This window comes from Roseovarius sp. D22-M7 (assembly GCF_037083785.1).
Classification (GTDB): Bacteria; Pseudomonadota; Alphaproteobacteria; order Rhodobacterales; family Rhodobacteraceae; genus Roseovarius.
The window spans coordinates 1-15,103 of record NZ_JBAPKY010000070.1 but is presented as its reverse complement, the minus strand read 5'-3'; the positions used below and the strand labels follow the sequence as shown (position 1 = coordinate 15,103).

Genomic DNA, 15,103 nt, shown 5'->3' with positions numbered 1-15,103 from the left:
GGTAGCGGGCGGGGGATGGCTTGCTCATACAGCCCGTGTAACCGCATGGATTCACGATGTGAATCGTCAACAGTCAAAGTTGTGCAACAACGCCCTATCAAATACTAAATACTCTTGGCAACATTTGGAACGCGGACATTGCCCTGACCGTGAAACTCGCTTCACGCGGAGGCACCGCTGGTTTGTTTAGAGCCAACATGACCGAGCGGTTGATGGATGATTCCAGCGTAGTAAAACAGATAAGTCTGACGCGGTCGGACCACTTCTGTTAGTCGCTCCCACAGAACGAAAATACGGTTTTTCACCAAACGGCCACGCATGGGTCCTGGAGCAGGGCCCGAATCTGACCTATAGGCGACCTTGGACTGATCAGGGCCAAGGATCAGGCTCTCACCGAACCCAAGAACCAGCATTCTGACCTGCTGACGCCAGTTTCTTCATCATTCGTCTCACGCAGTTGCCGTTTACATCAGTCAAATCGATGAAGATCCCTGATCGGGTTGCGCTTTGCCGAAGAACTCCTTATGCGGCACTGCAGCAAACTTGGACCCGGAGGCGACTCCGGGTGGCTCTTCCGGCCGCCGATCCGCCGGACAACCACGGACAATCGTGCAGATGCACACCGATCTCGCGCGAATTGCGCGAGATCGGTATTGGATAACAATTTCATGATTTCACTCGACGCCTATCGCGGCCAATGGTTTGGCAACATTCGCGGCGACCTGCTTGCCGGTCTCGTCGTCGCCCTGGCCCTCATTCCAGAGGCAATCGCCTTTTCCATCATCGCCGGGGTCGATCCGAAAGTCGGGCTTTACGCCTCCTTCTCGATCTCCGCCATCGTTGCCCTCACCGGGGGGCGCCCCGGCATGATCTCGGCGGCGACCGCCGCAACGGCCGTGCTGATGATCACGCTGGTGAAGGATCACGGGCTGCAATACCTTCTGGCAGCAACCGTGCTGGCTGGGCTGTTGCAGATCGGCGCCGGGGTGTTCCGGCTGGGCTTCATCATGCGTTATGTGTCGAAATCGGTCATGACCGGCTTCGTCAACGCTCTGGCGATCCTGATCTTCATCGCGCAGCTTCCCGAGCTTGATCCCCGCGATGTGACCTGGATCACGTATCCATTGGTCGCTGCGGGACTTGGCATCATCTACGGGCTGCCATTGTTGACCAAGGCGATCCCGTCGCCGCTGGTCACCATCGTCGTGCTGACCGCGCTGGCCTTCGCGCTCGGGCTCGACGTCCGTACGGTGGGCGACATGGGCGATTTGCCTGACACGCTGCCGGTCTTCCTGATCCCGCAGATCCCTTTCAACCTCGAGACGTTGATGATCATTCTGCCCTACTCGGTGGCGGTGGCCGTTGTGGGCCTTCTTGAAAGCCTGATGACGCAGAACATCGTCGACGACCTGACCGACACGAAATCCAACCGGAACCAGGAATGCATCGGCCAGGGCGTGGCCAACACCGCGACCGGTTTCATCGGCGGCATGGCGGGGTGTGCCATGATCGGCCAGTCGATCATCAACGTGAAATCGGGCGGGCGCGGGCGCCTGTCGTCGTTCGCGGCGGGCGTGTACCTGCTGTTCATGGTGGTGGTGCTGGGAGATCTGGTTAGCATCATCCCGATGGCCGCGCTGGTGTCGATCATGATCATGGTCTCTATCGGCACGTTCTCGTGGTCGTCTATCAAGAACCTCAAGGTGCATCCGCGGTCGTCCTCCATCGTGATGATCGCCACGGTCGTGACCGTGGTCTACACGCATAACCTCGCCATCGGGGTACTGGTGGGCGTGCTTCTCTCGGGGATCTTCTTCGCGGGCAAGATCGCGCAACTCTTCCGCGTGACGAGCGATATCAGTGCTGACGGGCGCGTGCGGACCTACAAGGTCGAGGGACAGCTCTTCTACGGCTCGGTCGAGGATTTCATGAACGCTTTCGACTTCAAGGAAGCGCCCGAGCAGGTCAAGATCGATGTGAGTGCCGCGCATATCTGGGACATCAGCTCGGTGCAGGCGCTTGACATGGCGATCCTCAAGTTCCGCCGCGACGGCGCCGAGGTCGAAGTCATAGGCATGAACGAGGCGACTGAAACCCTCGTCGACCGGCTTGCCATCCATGACAAGCCCGGCGCGATGGACACATTGATGAACCACTGAGGGAGGAGAAGACCATGAGCGAGAAGATCATCGCATTGGTGGACGGGTCGATCTATTCGGAAAGCGTGTGCAACCACGCCGCCTGGATCGCCAAGCGCACGCAAGCGCCGGTCGAACTGATCCACGTGTTGGGCCGCCGCGAAGCGCCGGACAAGACGGATCTGTCCGGCGCCATCCGGCTTGGCGCACGCACGAAGCTGATGGAGGAACTGGCCGAGCTCGACGCACAGCGTGCAAAGCTCGTGAGCCACCGCGGCCGCGCGATCCTCGAGGACGCGCGCACGATCATCGACCGGGACGGCGTGACCGAGACCACCACCCGCCTGCGCCATGGCGACATCGTCGAGGCCATCGGGGAGATCGAATCCGAAGCCCGCGTCATTGTCATCGGCAAGCGCGGCGAGGCGGCCGATTTTGCCAAGGGGCATCTGGGCTCCAACCTCGAACGCATCGTGCGCGCGTCGCACCGGCCGGTCTTTGTCGCCGCGCGCGCCTTCAAGACCATTGAGCGCGTTCTGGTCGCCTATGACGGTGGCACGTCCGCGATGAAGGCGGTGGATCACATTGCGCGCAGCCCGCTTTTCGCGGGGCTGGCCGTCACCGTCGTGACCGTCGGTAACGAGACGCCGGAGAGCAAGAAGGGCCTCGCTGATGCCAAGGCACTTCTGCAGGCGGCTGGTATCCAGGCCGAGACCCGCGTGCTACCGGGGCAGCCGGAAACGGAATTGGGCAAACTGGTGGATGAAGAGGGGTTCGGCATGGTCGTCATGGGGGCCTACGGTCACACCCGTATCCGCAGCCTTGTCATCGGATCCACGACGACCGAGATGGTACGGTCCTGCAAGGTGCCCGTCGTCCTGATGCGGTGATCTCGATGACGGCTCCCACCCTTGGGGACCTGAAGACGGCATTCCCGCCTCGGAACGAGGAAAAATCGCAGGGCTTGCGTGTCGCATCCATCGAGCGGATTGTATCCGTCGATACGGCGCCAAACCGCAGGCCCTTTTGGCCTCTATCCACAGCGCGTCGGGGATGATCACGCGGTCAAATTCCAGTCCCTTGGCCAGATGCGGCGTGCAGACCACGATCCCGGTGGAAAACCCGGTGCTGCCCTCTTCGAGCAGCCGTGCCTCGACCCCTGCCTCTGACAGAGCCTTGTGCAGGCGCGTCGCCTGCGCTTGGGTCTTGGCCAGCACCGCGAGGCCCGCGTGCTCCGACGCCCGGAAGGCTTCGATCAGACGGGCAATGCGCGCCACGGCGTCCTTCTGCGTCTTGACGACCGCCAGTTCGGGTGCCGGCCCGTGCCGCTCCATCGCGATGAGATCGAGGTTGGGCGAGATCTTCAGCGCGAACTGCATAATCTCCCAAGTCGAACGATAGCTCTTGTTGAGGGTCACGCGCCAGGCGCCCTCGAGGACGCTCTCGATCCGCTCGGGTGTCGAGGCGCTGTAGGGATTCACGGATTGCGTGGCGTCGCCGAGGATGGTCTTGCGGCATCTGAAAAGCCGCCCCAGCACCGCGTATTGCGCCGGCGTGTAGTCCTGCATCTCGTCGACCAGCAGATGCGCGACACCCGCATAGGGGCTTTCGACGCCTTCGGTCAGGATTCTCAAATAGTTGAGCGGGAAGACGTCGGCATATTCCAGCTTGCCGCTCTTGGGTTTGAAAAGATCCGGCCGGTCGATCCAGTCGAAAAGTTCCTTGTAAGCCTTGCGCAGCGTGGTTCGGTTGACCATCCCGCGCACTGCCTTGCGGACCACCGCGCGTTCCTCCTTGCGCAGCTCGATGTTGTACTCGGCCTCGAACTGCTCGATCACCGAACTGCCGGTCGCCACAAGGCGCTCGGCCATGTCCAGCAGCCGCAGCCGGTTCCACGTCGTCTCGAACACGAAGCCAGGCAGCGGGCGCTTGCGCACCACCAAGTCCTCGGGCTGAAACGCGGTCTTTTCCAAATGCTGCGCATAGGCCTCGATCTAGCGCAGGAACTCGGGCGCGGCCTTGGCGCGCAGCCGCATCTTCATGTCCGCGTCGTCGGTTTCCAGCAGCAGCGCCGTCTGCTCGAAGAAGGTCTGGAACCGGATCTTGTCACCAAGGATCTGCGCAGCGAGTGTCTCCATGCCGATCTCTGGCACGGTCTCCTCGCCCAACTCGGGCAGCACATTGCCGATATAGTCGGCAAAGACCCTGTTGGGCGAGATGATCAGAATGTCAGAGGATTTCAGCGTGTCCTTGAAGCGGTAAAGCAGAAAGGCGATCCGATGCAGCGCGATCGAGGTCGTGCCAGATCCCGCGACCCCCGGGATGATCAGCGTGTGCGCCTCGGCGTCGCGGATGATGGCGTTCTGGTCGCGCTGGATCGTGGCGACGATATTCTTCATGCCGTCGTCGCTGGCCTGCGCGCGGGTAGCCGCCGCGACTGCCCCGTCGATCCGGCTTGTTTTCGTGACCTTGTGCATCCGGGTCAGGCCGGATGACGGGTTGCGCGATGCGACCACGCTATCGAAGTGATTGCGCAGCACCGGGTGGCCATCGTGGCGGATCAAGTGCCCGTTCACGGTGCGCTCCAAATCGCCAACGGCCACGCCCATTGAAAGCGGCGCTTGGCGCAGCTCGATCACCGGCAGGCCATCGTCGTGCAAGTGCTGCATGACCGCCCGGGCAAGGTGCGGATCGAAAGCGATCTCTTGCACGTCATGGCGCGCGGCCAGCTCGCGCAAGTGATCCTCGACGGCCAGCGGGTCGATGATCGGGCCGGGTGTGGCCGTGATCAGCCCGTCATCGCGCCACCGCTCATAGGGCACCGCGTCACGTTCGCTGCGGCCTTTCAGATCATCGCCTGGCACAAAGAACCAAGGCTTGACGGTGATCTCGCCAGTGTCATGCAGCCATGCCGCCACCACTGCCGCTGTGTCACCCGACAGCGCCAGATCGACGCCCAGCCAGCACGGCAGGCCCTCAAGATCGGTCTCGTCATCTGGGAACTGCCGGGCGTCATAGGCGGCCATGCTGAAAAGCGGATCGCGGCTGTTCCCGTGCCAGATATTCAGGTTGTATTGCTGAAAGCTGTATCGCTCTGCCGGGTGATCCTGCGCCTCTTTCGCCAGACTGCGCAGCCCCGACAGGCTCGGGAAGCCGTGTTGCAGGCCGGGGTTCACCCGGTGCCATACGCCTTCGTCTTGCCAGTCATCATCGGGCGCGGCGGCAAAGATGATCGGCAGATACTCGGGGTTGTCGATCTCACCAAGCGCCACGCGCCGGGCATAGGCGTATTGCTCTGCGGCCAGCCCCTCACTGCCGCGCCCGGCGGTGGTGGCGACCACCAGCAAGCTGTTATCGGTCTTGGCCAGACCGGATTTCAGCGCCTCCCAAAGGTCGCGGCCCTTCCATGTGTGGATCTCGTCGGCCAATACGAAAGCCGGGGTGGTGCCGTGCTGTGCGCGGCCATCGCTCGACACGGCGCGCAGCCGTGCACCGCTCCCCGTATCGGTAATCTGTTTGGCGCTGTTGAAGGCGTCATGGGTGCGCGTTGCGGCCACAAGGCGCTTATCCGATCGGATGATCTCTGCCGCCTCACGAAAGCCGATACCGGCCTGTTCTCGATCACTTGCAGCAAAGATCACCTGCCCGGCTGGCACTTTCTCGGGGCCGATCACATGCAACAGCGACAGGGCAGCGGCCAGTGACGTTTTCCTGTTTCCCCTCGGCAGCATGAGAAACACCGTCTTGACGATCCGCCGCCCGTCCGCGTGGCGCGGCCCATAGATGCGCCGGACAATCCGTTCCTGAAAGGGTGCAAGCTGAAAGGCGCGTTTCGGCTCAGTGCTAGCCGGGTGGCGCAACCGGCGCAGGAACGTCACGGCGCGCTCACCGTACCCAAGCGGATCGGCAATGGGGCTGCCGTCATCAATCCATGCCGGGTAGGTGCTGGCCAAATGCGAAACAGTTTCGCATTCGGGTTCCATGATGCGCGCGCCATCCATCGTCACACCGCAAGCGGGTTGTCGGCGTCGTCATCGCCGGGCAGCTCTGCGCCGATCCGGGCGCGGCTGGTCGGGGTCAGCCCGTATTCGGCGGCAAGCTGGCGCGCGGTCTGCGCGGCACGATTGAGAACGCCGAACATCTTCACGTCGATTGCACCACCAGCGGCTGCGCGTTCTTCCTCGATCTGGCGCACGATCCCTGCAAATGTGCAGTAGCTTTCCACCCCGGCCAAATCGGCCTTTGTGATGATCCGCCGGTCGATCAGTTGCGGCATAATCCGCCGCCATTCCGCCTTGGCATGGGGTGCAAGGTGCCGGGGCACCGGCGGGGCTTTGGTCAGGGCGTCAGCGTCGGAACGGGTTGCAGGCTTTACGCCGCGCGAATGCACGCTCATGACGCCACCCTGACACAACGCAACTCAAGCGCGCGCCGCCGCCCCAGCTCTGCGATCTCGTTGATGTCATAGGCCACGCCATCGCAGATCACCCGATCTGCCGTGCCGATCCCGGCCAGATACCGGATGCGAAACACCGCGCCGCCTGCCTCTGCCTCACCGAAGCCGGTCAGGAATTCATCGGCGCTGCGCTGCACCAGCTCTGCCCGGATCGTGGCGACGGTTGCCCAGAGGCTCGACACGGCGCCAGAGGCCGCGACCGTCTCAGTCTCGCGCTCAATCGTGATCTGCCGATCCAGTTTGCCTGCCCTGATCACGGTCACGCCCTCCACCGGATGACACCCTCGACGGTGCCGACACCGTGGCAATAGGCCCGCTCGGGGTCAGGATCGCGCATGTAGGCAAAGCCCGGGCGCTCATAGGCATCAATGCCCACTGTGTCAGTGTGCGGTGCATCCCAGAGCGCGACAGACACCGCCGCGCCGATCTGCCGGGCCATGTCCGCGCCATCCTCGATCGCCCAGACGTGCAAGTCGAGATACACGCGTGTCATATACTGGCCACCGCTGGCACGCCCGAGATTGATAAGCTGGGGGCTGGCCATGATCACCGTTGGCAGCTTGTCCGGGCGCGTCGATCCGGCCCGGATATGATCGGCAGGCACAAGGGCGATCACCGCCGGGTCAGCGATCAGCGCCGCCCGGATTGCGGTCTGGAACTCAAGGCTCGGGTCGATCATGGCTTGTTCTCCCCAGCCTTCCTGATCGCCGCGCCGATTGCCCGGCTGATACGGCGCTGCACCTTGGGCCGGGCCAGCCGGGCACCGGGGCGCATGAACGGCTGCGCCTCGTGGTGCACGGCGCCGAACTCTTGCAGGTGGCCGTGGCGCACCTTCTCGTTTCCGGCAGTGACCAGCGCCTGATTGTCAGCTGCGACACGCTTGCCGCCGCCCTCAGCGTAAGCCGGGGTGGTCGCCCCCGGTGCGGTCACGGTGATAGAAGCGTCGAGATCGCCGTCTTCGCGGGGCACCAGCGCGCGCATGGTAGCCGCGACGTCCTCGGCACCCTTGATCAAGGCCGGGCGCACGTCGCGCAACACGCCCTCGGGAATGGCGCTCAGGCGCGCGCCAAGGATGCGCGATTGCTCCGACAGGCTCTTATGCTTCGACATGGCCGGTCACCTGTTCGCGATACGGGGCCAGCAGCTCATAGACGCCGAAGGGCACCAGCCGCATGCTGATTTCGCTGGCACCCTCGCGCTGTTCATACCAGTATGCGGCGAGCTGCAACGCGGCTTCGGTTGCGGCGGCATCACCGGCCGCAAAGGGCAGGCCGGTATGATTGCCGATCCACATTTCAGCCGCGGCGAGCTTGTGTGTCAGCAGGGCATCGTCAAGATCGTGATCAAGGTTGAGCTGCGATTTCAGCAGGCTAAGCGGCGTGTATGCGGTCATTCTTGAACCCTCTCATCGGGTGAAAAACTTATTTCTGGTCTGTCTTGTGCGGACGTCCCCCCGCCGGTCCCCTCTACCCTGCGAAAGTCTGAGACCACCCCCGGTGCATTTCTATGTTGCAGTCCCAGGAAATGCTGCCTAGCTAATCGCCCGCGTTTGTTTCTGGAGAAAAAATGAAAAAGATAGTCCTGTGCATGGGGATAGCCTGTTCCCTTGGAGCCTGCAGTGTTTCGCCGCCTGAAGACTATGCAGGTGCAATCGCCGCGTCTGTTCCACCGTCTGCTTCGATTAAGGCTCAGATCGTAAGGGACGCTCGCACATTCCTTGCCGATCCATATTCGGTTCGGGACGCAGGCATTTCCAACGTCGCAACCTTCAACAATGGCCTGCAAGGCGTCTGTGTTCGGGCAAACTCCAAAAACAAAATGGGCGGTTACACCGGCAGACAAAACTTGGCTGTGCTTATCCAAAATGGGATGTTGGTAGGAAACGTGCCAAATCATCAGCTCTGCAGCAGACCCGATGTGCCTTGGAGAAAGTTCCCTGAATTGGAGGCGTTGCGCGACCTCTAGGCTTTTCCAGCACCTCATGCGTCGCACTCCTGCCGTTGCTTGTGCCGGTTGTGGCAGGGCGTGCAGAGCGCCTGCCAGTTGGTGCGATCCCAGAACAGGCGCATATCGCCACAGTGCGGCGTCCGGTGATCCACAAGGGTGGCCGGTGCGCCGCACATCGCGCAGTTGCCGTGCTGTTTCAGGTATTCGGCACGGGCTGCGCGCCAGTCACGGTTATAGCCGCGCCGGGCAGCACTCGGGCGCGTGGCGTCGTGGCGTTTGTTCCGGGCACGGGTGCGCTTGATCTGACAGGCGCAGCGTTGACCGTGTGGCACGATCTGGCCGCAATGGCAGAGATGCGGGGGCTTGCTCATGCCAGCATCCCCTCGCGCATGTTGGCCAGATCATGCAGGGCGCGCAGCCCGGCCCGGTCGAAGTCAGGATCAAGTCCAAGGGCGGCATTCTCGCGGCGCTGATCATCATCGGGGCCGGTGGTTTCGTCGTCATCGCCACCGCCATGAATGGCTTTCAGCTTGGCGATATGCGCGTTGAACGCGTCGGTGATCTCTTGCGGCGTGGCGTTCCATGCCGTTTCAGGTGGCCAGCCCAGCCATCCGGTTGCGAAGCCGTAAAGCTCTTGGAACAGATCGGCCCATGGTGTCGCCTTGGCCGTGGTGGGCTGCGCCTCGGTGGTGTCCGGGGTGCTCGGAAAGAACCCGGCCACCAATTCGATGCACGGCCCCTGCGCGGCGCGCTTGAAGCTCTTGAGGGGGTGCTTGGCGGCATGGGCAAAGATCGGCTCTGCAGCCTCTTTGCCAGCGCCTGCGATGATCACATGCCAGATCGTCAGGGTGTCGAATTCTTCGATCTTGCGCAGCAGCGTGGGAAATCCCCCATGCAGCCGCTCAAGGTGGATTGCAGCCCGCAATGACGGGCGCAGGACTACGGCGGTTGTGCCGTAGTCCAGTGCGATTGCGTCAGATGCGAGCTGCGTTTTCATGGTCATATCACACGGCCATCCGCAATTTGCGGAAGGCGTCAGGGCGCACCACACCTGCACCGACACGGCGGCGCGCGTGGTAGCGCATGAGGCCATCGGCACGCTGCGTGTAGGGGTCTGCCAGCACGGCCAGCGACAGCCTGTCAAAGACGCGATAGCCGCGCTTGAAATCACCAAAGATGATCGGCTCGGACCCTGCCGCAATGTCTGCCATATCGACGGCCTCGACCACGGGACGGCCAAGGATCGTTTCCGGCTGACCTGCCTGATAGGACGGCTGCCAGATGTAATTGCCGTGGCCGTCTTTCAGGGTGCGCAGGGCGGCAAGCGTGGTGCCGTTCATCACCCATGTGCCGGCGTTGCGATAGGTGGCCGGCAGGGCGTACATGAGCGCGATCAGCTCGTCGGGATTTATCCCGATGCCGGGTGCAGCGACGATCGCGCCAATATTGGCATCGGCCATGAACCCGGCAGGCTCAAGGGCCGTGTTGCCGCTTACGAATGACAGGCTTTCTTTCTGGCCGAAGTCCTCGGCAAGCGCCAGATTGACTTCGCTCAGCACATTGGCGCTATCCTCGGCCAGTTGCAGCGACATATCGACGTAGGTTGCAAGCTCTCGGATCGAGATGCTCGACTGGTCGAATGTCGGGTTGCTGCCGGTGCGCGTCGTGGTTTCGCCTACCCATGCGGCATTGGTGATCCCGGTTCGCTTGGGCAGGATCACTTCGCCCATGCCGGTGCTGCGCACATCGGCAATCGCACGAATGGGGCTGTATTCCACCAGATTGCGCAGGAACTCGGCGCTCACATCCTCGGGGGCGAGAACGTGGTTCGCCGTGTCGCTGGCCTTGGTCAGCGATTTCTTTTCGCCGCTCGACAGGTAGTCGGTGAACGCCTTGGTGTCGGCCTTGAATGCCGGGCTATCGGTGCCGGTGATCTGGGGGCGGTTGCCTTTGGCTTCCAGCCGGTCCAGCCGGGTCTTGATCTCGTTGAATGCCTTGGTGTCGGCCTGCGGCACCTGCGGCGTGTCATTGGCCGGGATGATCGCGGCCTTGTCGTCGATTTCTTCATTTTCCACGGTGGTCGTCTCCTTGAGAACGTTGGGGGTCAGGGATGCATCCGATTTGAGGGACGTGATCTGCGCGCCGGGATGCATGGGAATGGCGACAACAGAAATTTCGTGCAGCTCAGCGGCGGTGATGGTGCGGCCCTTGGCGTTGCGCTGCGCTTTCTTGGTGACAAAGCCGATGGACAGGCCGGAAACGGCCTTGGTGCGGATCATGGCGCGCACCTCGCGCGCCCGTTCCACATCCTCGACCAGCAAGCGGCCCTTGACGGTCAGGCCCTCGGGCGTCTCTGCGATCTCATCCCAGACGCCGATCACCTGCCCTTGGTCATGGGCAAAGAGCATCGGCAGGGTACTGGGCGCGGTGAGTGCGCCCTTTTCGATCACGTCGCCCACCCGGTCGGGTGTGCCATAGGGCCATGCAAGGCCGGTAATTTCGCCTGCGTCGGTGACGGCCAGTGCCGCCTTGAACTCGATACGATCGGTCATTCGGCGGCTTCCTCGGCAGGTGTTTCGGTTTCTTCGGGAACGGCACCGCCCCAACGCGCGTCGAGAATGTCGAGTGCGAGCGGATAGAGATTGTCGATCGGCTGATTCCGGGCGTAGGTATCGACAAGCTGGGCGGCCCTCTCCGGGGCGGTGCCGCCGCCGATCAGGCCAAGCCGGATAATCTCGATCAGATCGGCAAGCCGGAACTGCATGTTGACCGCGCGCAGATAGAGCGCGCCGATCCCGAGATCGGCCAGCCGCTCAAGCTCTGCGATCATGGTGTCGGTGAGTGCGAATTCCTGATCGCCATCACCGAAAAAGGCGGTATGGGTCAGCGTCATGCGGCTGCGTCCTTACTGGTGGTGGTGAATGGGTTTTGCAGCTCGTCGCCGCCCTTGATCCGGGGCAGGTTCAAGCCGCTGCGTACCTCGTTTCCGGTCATTGCGCCCATCGCGCGATACTGCCCGTATGCGGTGGCACGGGCTGCGGCGTCGGTGGTCAGCAGATCGTCGGTGACGGCCTCAAAGTAGGTGTCGCGGCGTTCCTCGGGGGTCAGCAGGCACCGCGCATAGGCCCATGCCCAATCGGTCAGCCACGGCTTGAGCGTGACTTGCAGGAACTGCATGAACATCTGTTCCGTGTTCGACCACGTGCCGCGGCTCAGCTCGAAAAACATGTTGGGCGGCACCCGGAACACGCGCGCGATCTCGCGGATTTGCTCAAGGCGGTTCTCGGCGAACTGCGCATCGGCCAGCGTGGTGGACAGCGGCAGGTAATCCACTTCCTCGTCAAGAACGGCGGTGCCGCCTGCGCTCTTGCCGGAATGCGTGTTGAACCAAGACGCGGCCAGCTTCTTCTTGGCCTCGACGTCTAGGATCTTCTTTGCCTTGATGACGCCAGAGGGGCGGCCACCATTGGCGAACAGCCCACCGATATGGGTCTCGAAACTCAGTGCCAGGGCGATTGCTTCGCGGCCAAGCGTGATCGGGGATATGCCGCCGATGGCCTCGACGCGCAGCACGTCGCGATAGGACAGCCGCACGGTGCCTGCGTCGGTGCTGACGCGAAAGAATGGCTCACCGTCCGGTTCAAGGTCGCGCTGCACCCTGCCCGGCTCAAGCCGGTGCAGCTCATAGGGCGTGCCATCGGTCAGGCGGATCACCTGCGCATGGCCAGCCCCGTGCAAGAGTGCATCAAGGGTCAGATCGCGGCGCAGCTCTGCGGCGCTGGTCCATTCGTTCGCCTCGTCATGCACGAGGCGATAGGCGGGGTGGTCGGTCAGGGCGATCTTGCTGGCGCGGTCATAGACCTTGACCGGGATCGCGCCGATGGTCTCAGAGATAAGGCCCGTGGCGCAGGCCACGGCAGGGACGCGCATGGCGTTGCCGGGACCGATTGATACACCGGACGCCGTTGGCAGCGCGCCGAACAGGGTCAGAACGTCTGCGTCGGTGAGGTTTAGTGCCTTTTCCTCTACCTTGAAGCCAAGCGCGTTTTTGAGTCTCTGAAAGGCCATTTCGATCCGCTGCAAATTGTGGGTGTGGCAAAAATACTACACTTCCATTCGCTACGAAAGTGAAATCGCACTCCGACCGGAACGGCCTTGCGGTGAGTAAGTCACGGTCTGCAACGTTTTCTGCAAGACGCACGCAAAGTTTGAAAATTAAGAACTGTCCGGCTAGTGTGGTGTTAGCAAATAACCCACTTTGGAACACCAATGAGTAAAATCGGTCTCTACGTTTATCAACTTTGTCTTCACGATGCACAAAATTATCAGGCAGTTCCTTTCGCCACCGAAGGTCCAGGGTCGGAACTTTATGAGTTTTTGCTGGTGTTTGTGCGTGGTAAACGCACAACCCGGCAAAACAACAACATAGAGCGTAGTTGGCGATTAGTTCCAAAAGACGACGAGGGTCGAAGCCGTCACGGAATTGTACACTACGGGACCTTCGGGTATACCTCCGCAATTATCAACCCAGAAGATAACCAAGTTCTATACAATCGAGGTTCGGACGATGTCGAGGAAATCCCACTCTATTATAAGTTTTGGGTTCCACAAAACGGAAACTTCGGATTTGCTACGCTCCAATCTTTTAGAGATCGTTCGTGTGTCACCCAAGTTCTTGGGGAGTTAACTTACGAGTTCAACCAAAGATATGAACACGTTAAACTTACAACACGTAAAGTCATGCCTGCGGATGATGCAGAATACCGCAACGCTCCGGTTAAGAAGTTAATATTGTCTAAAAAAAGTGTGCCAAAGGAACGCTCCGAACTTCTACGTAATCTTCCTCCAGAAGAACTAAACGTGGAGCTCTCATTCTCTGTTCGAAGAAGTAGACGTTTCGGAGTGTTCTCAGACGTCGCTCCGCATATAAGAGGAGCACGAGGCGGCGCTGCTTTTGTTTTCGATGGAATTGAGTTTGATGAAGCCAGTGCATTGGTAGCAATTGGAGGGACATATAGAAAAGTTGGAATAATTGGTCCATCCAACAACGCAGGTGTTATCGATATCACCGATGAGGTAGATTTGGGTGCAGATCAGCACCCAATATTTGAGTCGATTTCAGAAGTTACTACACGTATAATTGGAGATTTCCGAGAGCAATACGGAATGAACTGATGAAAGTAAGCGTTACTTCAATTGTGAAAGCGCATCTTGCAACTCTCCGAAATCTCGGAGAGGAAACGATTAGCGTTGTTGATATTCTAATATTCTATGCATCACCAGCAATTGCAGGCGTCATTAGTTGGTATGGCGGCATTACATTATCTTCCGAGGTCTATTCGGCGTCCATTTCAATATTTGCAATATTTTCGGCTTTGCTTTTCAGCGTTCAAGTTGCAATGTATGGGGTTTTTCGATCTGATCGAAAGTTGACTGGCGATGACATATTAGATCGAGACGAACTAAAAACCGCAGAGGACACTCGCCAACTCTTGCGAGAAATAAATGCGAATGTATCCTACCTTATCCTTGTTTCATGTATCGCAGTCACGATATTACTTATTTTCTTCGCCGCGCCGATACCCGAAACAATAGAAGCTTCAATTCTGATAGCTCTATATCTACACTTTCTTTTGACAGTTGCAATGGTTTTAAAACGCGCCCATGAAGTATTCGACTCGGAGTATGCTAAGCCGATAAAGTTTGATAGAAAAAAATGAAATACGATGTTTATTTGCACCTTGGCTCATTGTCTGAATTAACTTTGAGAAAGTTTTCCAGTCTATCGGCGGCACTTAGACCGTCTAATATTAAAAGCTATATGCCGGCAACCGACCTATCGCGTCGATCTTGGTCTTGAGCGTCACGTCGCCATAGTTGTCAGCCGCCGTTTTCCCTGAATGCCCCTGAATGGCATCGACAACGCGATCAGAGATACCGTGTTCGCGGCACTGCGTTTTCAGCCGGTGCCGCCACGCATGGTTAGGCTGCAACCCCTCAGGCGTCAGCTTACTCACGCGCAGCCACTCTGACAGCTTGTTGGATGCGATAATCACTGCGCGATTGACCTTCTCGCGTTCGGTCGAGTTGTGGAAAAGCGGGCCGGGCGGTGCGCTCTTTACGAACTCCGCGAACCCCTCGTCGATGATCTGCGGATGCAGCGGTACGTCACGATATCCACCCGCCTTGACCGTCCCTGCGTCTGGCGTGATCCGCGCCACCCACTGCCCGTCAACTTTCCGAATATCCTCATTCCGTAGCTGGGTGATCTCAGAAACGCGCGCGCCGGTGAATGCGCAGAGGATCGGCACCCACCGTTTCAGGTTCGCCGCTTTATCTGATTCTCGAATGTTCCCGAATTCATCTACCTTGGGCTGATAGGATCGTGAAGCTTTCAGTACCTGCACCGCCTCTGCATCGGTATAGCCGCGCTCACGCCCATAGACCTTTTTCGGCTTTCGCTGTCTCACCGTAAGCGCGATCTGGGGCCCACCTTCTTCTGACTTATGATTTCTGGGAATCCGTCCCTGTCTTGGAATAGGGAAGGAGTTTCTCCGTGGAG

17 protein-coding genes, 1 pseudogene and 1 other annotated feature are annotated in these 15,103 nt (G+C 60.1%); of the genes and pseudogenes, 5 read left to right on the top strand and 13 right to left on the bottom strand.

The genetic code is table 11. The features are described 5' to 3' along the window. Positions 1-542 precede the first annotated feature (542 nt). Positions 543-599: a sequence feature (sul1 is cis-regulatory element that is thought to sense ions involved in sulfur or methionine metabolism; They are found in Alphaproteobacteria), on the top strand. A gap of 69 nt (positions 600-668) precedes the next feature. After that, entirely contained in the window at positions 669-2,159 is a 1,491-nt protein-coding gene (locus tag V8324_RS19320) for a SulP family inorganic anion transporter (RefSeq protein ID WP_336421541.1), read from the top strand. A 14-nt stretch (positions 2,160-2,173) separates the two neighbouring features. Then, positions 2,174-3,028 (top strand): universal stress protein, encoded by an 855-nt coding sequence (locus tag V8324_RS19315; protein ID WP_336421540.1) that lies wholly within the window; start codon positions 2,174-2,176, stop codon positions 3,026-3,028. A gap of 564 nt (positions 3,029-3,592) precedes the next feature. Here the strand turns inward: V8324_RS19315 and V8324_RS19310 are convergent. From V8324_RS19310 to V8324_RS19280, 7 genes and pseudogenes are all read right to left on the bottom strand, one after another. Further along, positions 3,593-3,895: pseudogene (locus V8324_RS19310) on the bottom strand (UvrD-helicase domain-containing protein); the annotation flags it as partial. A 237-nt stretch (positions 3,896-4,132) separates the two neighbouring features. Continuing rightward, on the bottom strand, positions 4,133-6,121 hold the full coding sequence (locus tag V8324_RS19305; protein WP_336421539.1) for a terminase large subunit: 1,989 nt from the start codon (positions 6,119-6,121) through the stop codon (positions 4,133-4,135). A 20-nt stretch (positions 6,122-6,141) separates the two neighbouring features. Beyond that, positions 6,142-6,534 carry a P27 family phage terminase small subunit gene (locus V8324_RS19300; RefSeq protein WP_336421538.1) on the bottom strand — a complete coding sequence of 131 codons (393 nt, stop codon included), beginning with the start codon at positions 6,532-6,534 and terminating at the stop codon, positions 6,142-6,144. After that, a complete protein-coding gene (locus V8324_RS19295) occupies positions 6,531-6,857 on the bottom strand; it encodes a phage head closure protein (RefSeq protein ID WP_336421537.1) in 327 nt (108 codons plus the stop codon). Before V8324_RS19295 ends, V8324_RS19300 begins: the two co-directional genes overlap by 4 nt. After that, positions 6,854-7,273, bottom strand: coding sequence for a DUF3168 domain-containing protein (locus tag V8324_RS19290; RefSeq protein WP_336421536.1), 420 nt, complete (start codon positions 7,271-7,273; stop codon positions 6,854-6,856). Before V8324_RS19290 ends, V8324_RS19295 begins: the two co-directional genes overlap by 4 nt. Then, positions 7,270-7,704, bottom strand: a complete 435-nt coding sequence (locus tag V8324_RS19285; RefSeq protein WP_336421535.1) for an HK97-gp10 family putative phage morphogenesis protein — start codon at positions 7,702-7,704, stop codon at positions 7,270-7,272. The genes V8324_RS19290 and V8324_RS19285 overlap by 4 nt, the downstream gene beginning before the upstream one ends. Further along, positions 7,691-7,987, bottom strand: coding sequence for a head-tail connector protein (locus V8324_RS19280; protein ID WP_336421534.1), 297 nt, complete (start codon positions 7,985-7,987; stop codon positions 7,691-7,693). Before V8324_RS19280 ends, V8324_RS19285 begins: the two co-directional genes overlap by 14 nt. A gap of 173 nt (positions 7,988-8,160) precedes the next feature. Between V8324_RS19280 and V8324_RS19275 the strand changes: the two genes are divergently transcribed. Beyond that, positions 8,161-8,559, top strand: coding sequence for a hypothetical protein (locus tag V8324_RS19275; protein WP_336421533.1), 399 nt, complete (start codon positions 8,161-8,163; stop codon positions 8,557-8,559). A 14-nt stretch (positions 8,560-8,573) separates the two neighbouring features. On the opposite strand, the gene V8324_RS19270 is transcribed toward V8324_RS19275, so the two are convergent. Genes V8324_RS19270 through V8324_RS19250 form a run of 5 tightly spaced genes read right to left on the bottom strand, consistent with a single transcriptional unit; the run spans position 8,574 to position 12,609 of the window. Beyond that, positions 8,574-8,912 carry an HNH endonuclease gene (locus tag V8324_RS19270; RefSeq protein ID WP_336421532.1) on the bottom strand — a complete coding sequence of 113 codons (339 nt, stop codon included), beginning with the start codon at positions 8,910-8,912 and terminating at the stop codon, positions 8,574-8,576. Then, positions 8,909-9,544 (bottom strand): hypothetical protein, encoded by a 636-nt coding sequence (locus V8324_RS19265; RefSeq protein ID WP_336421531.1) that lies wholly within the window; start codon positions 9,542-9,544, stop codon positions 8,909-8,911. Before V8324_RS19265 ends, V8324_RS19270 begins: the two co-directional genes overlap by 4 nt. A gap of 1 nt (position 9,545) precedes the next feature. Then, entirely contained in the window at positions 9,546-11,093 is a 1,548-nt protein-coding gene (locus V8324_RS19260; RefSeq protein ID WP_336421530.1) for a phage major capsid protein, read from the bottom strand. Beyond that, positions 11,090-11,434 (bottom strand): gene transfer agent family protein, encoded by a 345-nt coding sequence (locus V8324_RS19255; protein WP_336421529.1) that lies wholly within the window; start codon positions 11,432-11,434, stop codon positions 11,090-11,092. The genes V8324_RS19260 and V8324_RS19255 overlap by 4 nt, the downstream gene beginning before the upstream one ends. Then, positions 11,431-12,609, bottom strand: a complete 1,179-nt coding sequence (locus V8324_RS19250) for a phage portal protein (RefSeq protein ID WP_336421528.1) — start codon at positions 12,607-12,609, stop codon at positions 11,431-11,433. The genes V8324_RS19255 and V8324_RS19250 overlap by 4 nt, the downstream gene beginning before the upstream one ends. A gap of 201 nt (positions 12,610-12,810) precedes the next feature. Between V8324_RS19250 and V8324_RS19245 the strand changes: the two genes are divergently transcribed. Together V8324_RS19245 and V8324_RS19240 are read left to right on the top strand one after the other, a co-directional pair. Then, positions 12,811-13,716 (top strand): hypothetical protein, encoded by a 906-nt coding sequence (locus V8324_RS19245; RefSeq protein ID WP_336421527.1) that lies wholly within the window; start codon positions 12,811-12,813, stop codon positions 13,714-13,716. Next, positions 13,716-14,261, top strand: coding sequence for a hypothetical protein (locus tag V8324_RS19240; protein ID WP_336421526.1), 546 nt, complete (start codon positions 13,716-13,718; stop codon positions 14,259-14,261). Before V8324_RS19245 ends, V8324_RS19240 begins: the two co-directional genes overlap by 1 nt. Positions 14,262-14,351: 90 nt before the next feature. On the opposite strand, the gene V8324_RS19235 is transcribed toward V8324_RS19240, so the two are convergent. Continuing rightward, positions 14,352-15,103 (bottom strand): tyrosine-type recombinase/integrase (locus V8324_RS19235; RefSeq protein WP_336421525.1); only part of this gene is annotated, 752 nt, incomplete at its 5' end.

What these genes read in the sequence shown, in the direction of transcription:
- V8324_RS19320 (WP_336421541.1), top strand. Translation starts at nt 669, where the DNA reads ATGATTTCACTCGACGCCTATCGCGGCCAATGGTTTGGCAACATTCGC.
- V8324_RS19255 (WP_336421529.1), bottom strand. Translation starts at nt 11,434, where the DNA reads ATGACGCTGACCCATACCGCCTTTTTCGGTGATGGCGATCAGGAATTC.
- V8324_RS19285 (WP_336421535.1), bottom strand. Translation starts at nt 7,704, where the DNA reads ATGTCGAAGCATAAGAGCCTGTCGGAGCAATCGCGCATCCTTGGCGCG.
- V8324_RS19260 (WP_336421530.1), bottom strand. Translation starts at nt 11,093, where the DNA reads ATGACCGATCGTATCGAGTTCAAGGCGGCACTGGCCGTCACCGACGCA.
- V8324_RS19250 (WP_336421528.1), bottom strand. Translation starts at nt 12,609, where the DNA reads ATGGCCTTTCAGAGACTCAAAAACGCGCTTGGCTTCAAGGTAGAGGAA.
- V8324_RS19240 (WP_336421526.1), top strand. Translation starts at nt 13,716, where the DNA reads ATGAAAGTAAGCGTTACTTCAATTGTGAAAGCGCATCTTGCAACTCTC.
- V8324_RS19245 (WP_336421527.1), top strand. Translation starts at nt 12,811, where the DNA reads ATGAGTAAAATCGGTCTCTACGTTTATCAACTTTGTCTTCACGATGCA.
- V8324_RS19300 (WP_336421538.1), bottom strand. Translation starts at nt 6,534, where the DNA reads ATGAGCGTGCATTCGCGCGGCGTAAAGCCTGCAACCCGTTCCGACGCT.
- V8324_RS19270 (WP_336421532.1), bottom strand. Translation starts at nt 8,912, where the DNA reads ATGAGCAAGCCCCCGCATCTCTGCCATTGCGGCCAGATCGTGCCACAC.
- V8324_RS19305 (WP_336421539.1), bottom strand. Translation starts at nt 6,121, where the DNA reads ATGGAACCCGAATGCGAAACTGTTTCGCATTTGGCCAGCACCTACCCG.
- V8324_RS19290 (WP_336421536.1), bottom strand. Translation starts at nt 7,273, where the DNA reads ATGATCGACCCGAGCCTTGAGTTCCAGACCGCAATCCGGGCGGCGCTG.
- V8324_RS19315 (WP_336421540.1), top strand. Translation starts at nt 2,174, where the DNA reads ATGAGCGAGAAGATCATCGCATTGGTGGACGGGTCGATCTATTCGGAA.
- V8324_RS19280 (WP_336421534.1), bottom strand. Translation starts at nt 7,987, where the DNA reads ATGACCGCATACACGCCGCTTAGCCTGCTGAAATCGCAGCTCAACCTT.
- V8324_RS19265 (WP_336421531.1), bottom strand. Translation starts at nt 9,544, where the DNA reads ATGACCATGAAAACGCAGCTCGCATCTGACGCAATCGCACTGGACTAC.
- V8324_RS19275 (WP_336421533.1), top strand. Translation starts at nt 8,161, where the DNA reads ATGAAAAAGATAGTCCTGTGCATGGGGATAGCCTGTTCCCTTGGAGCC.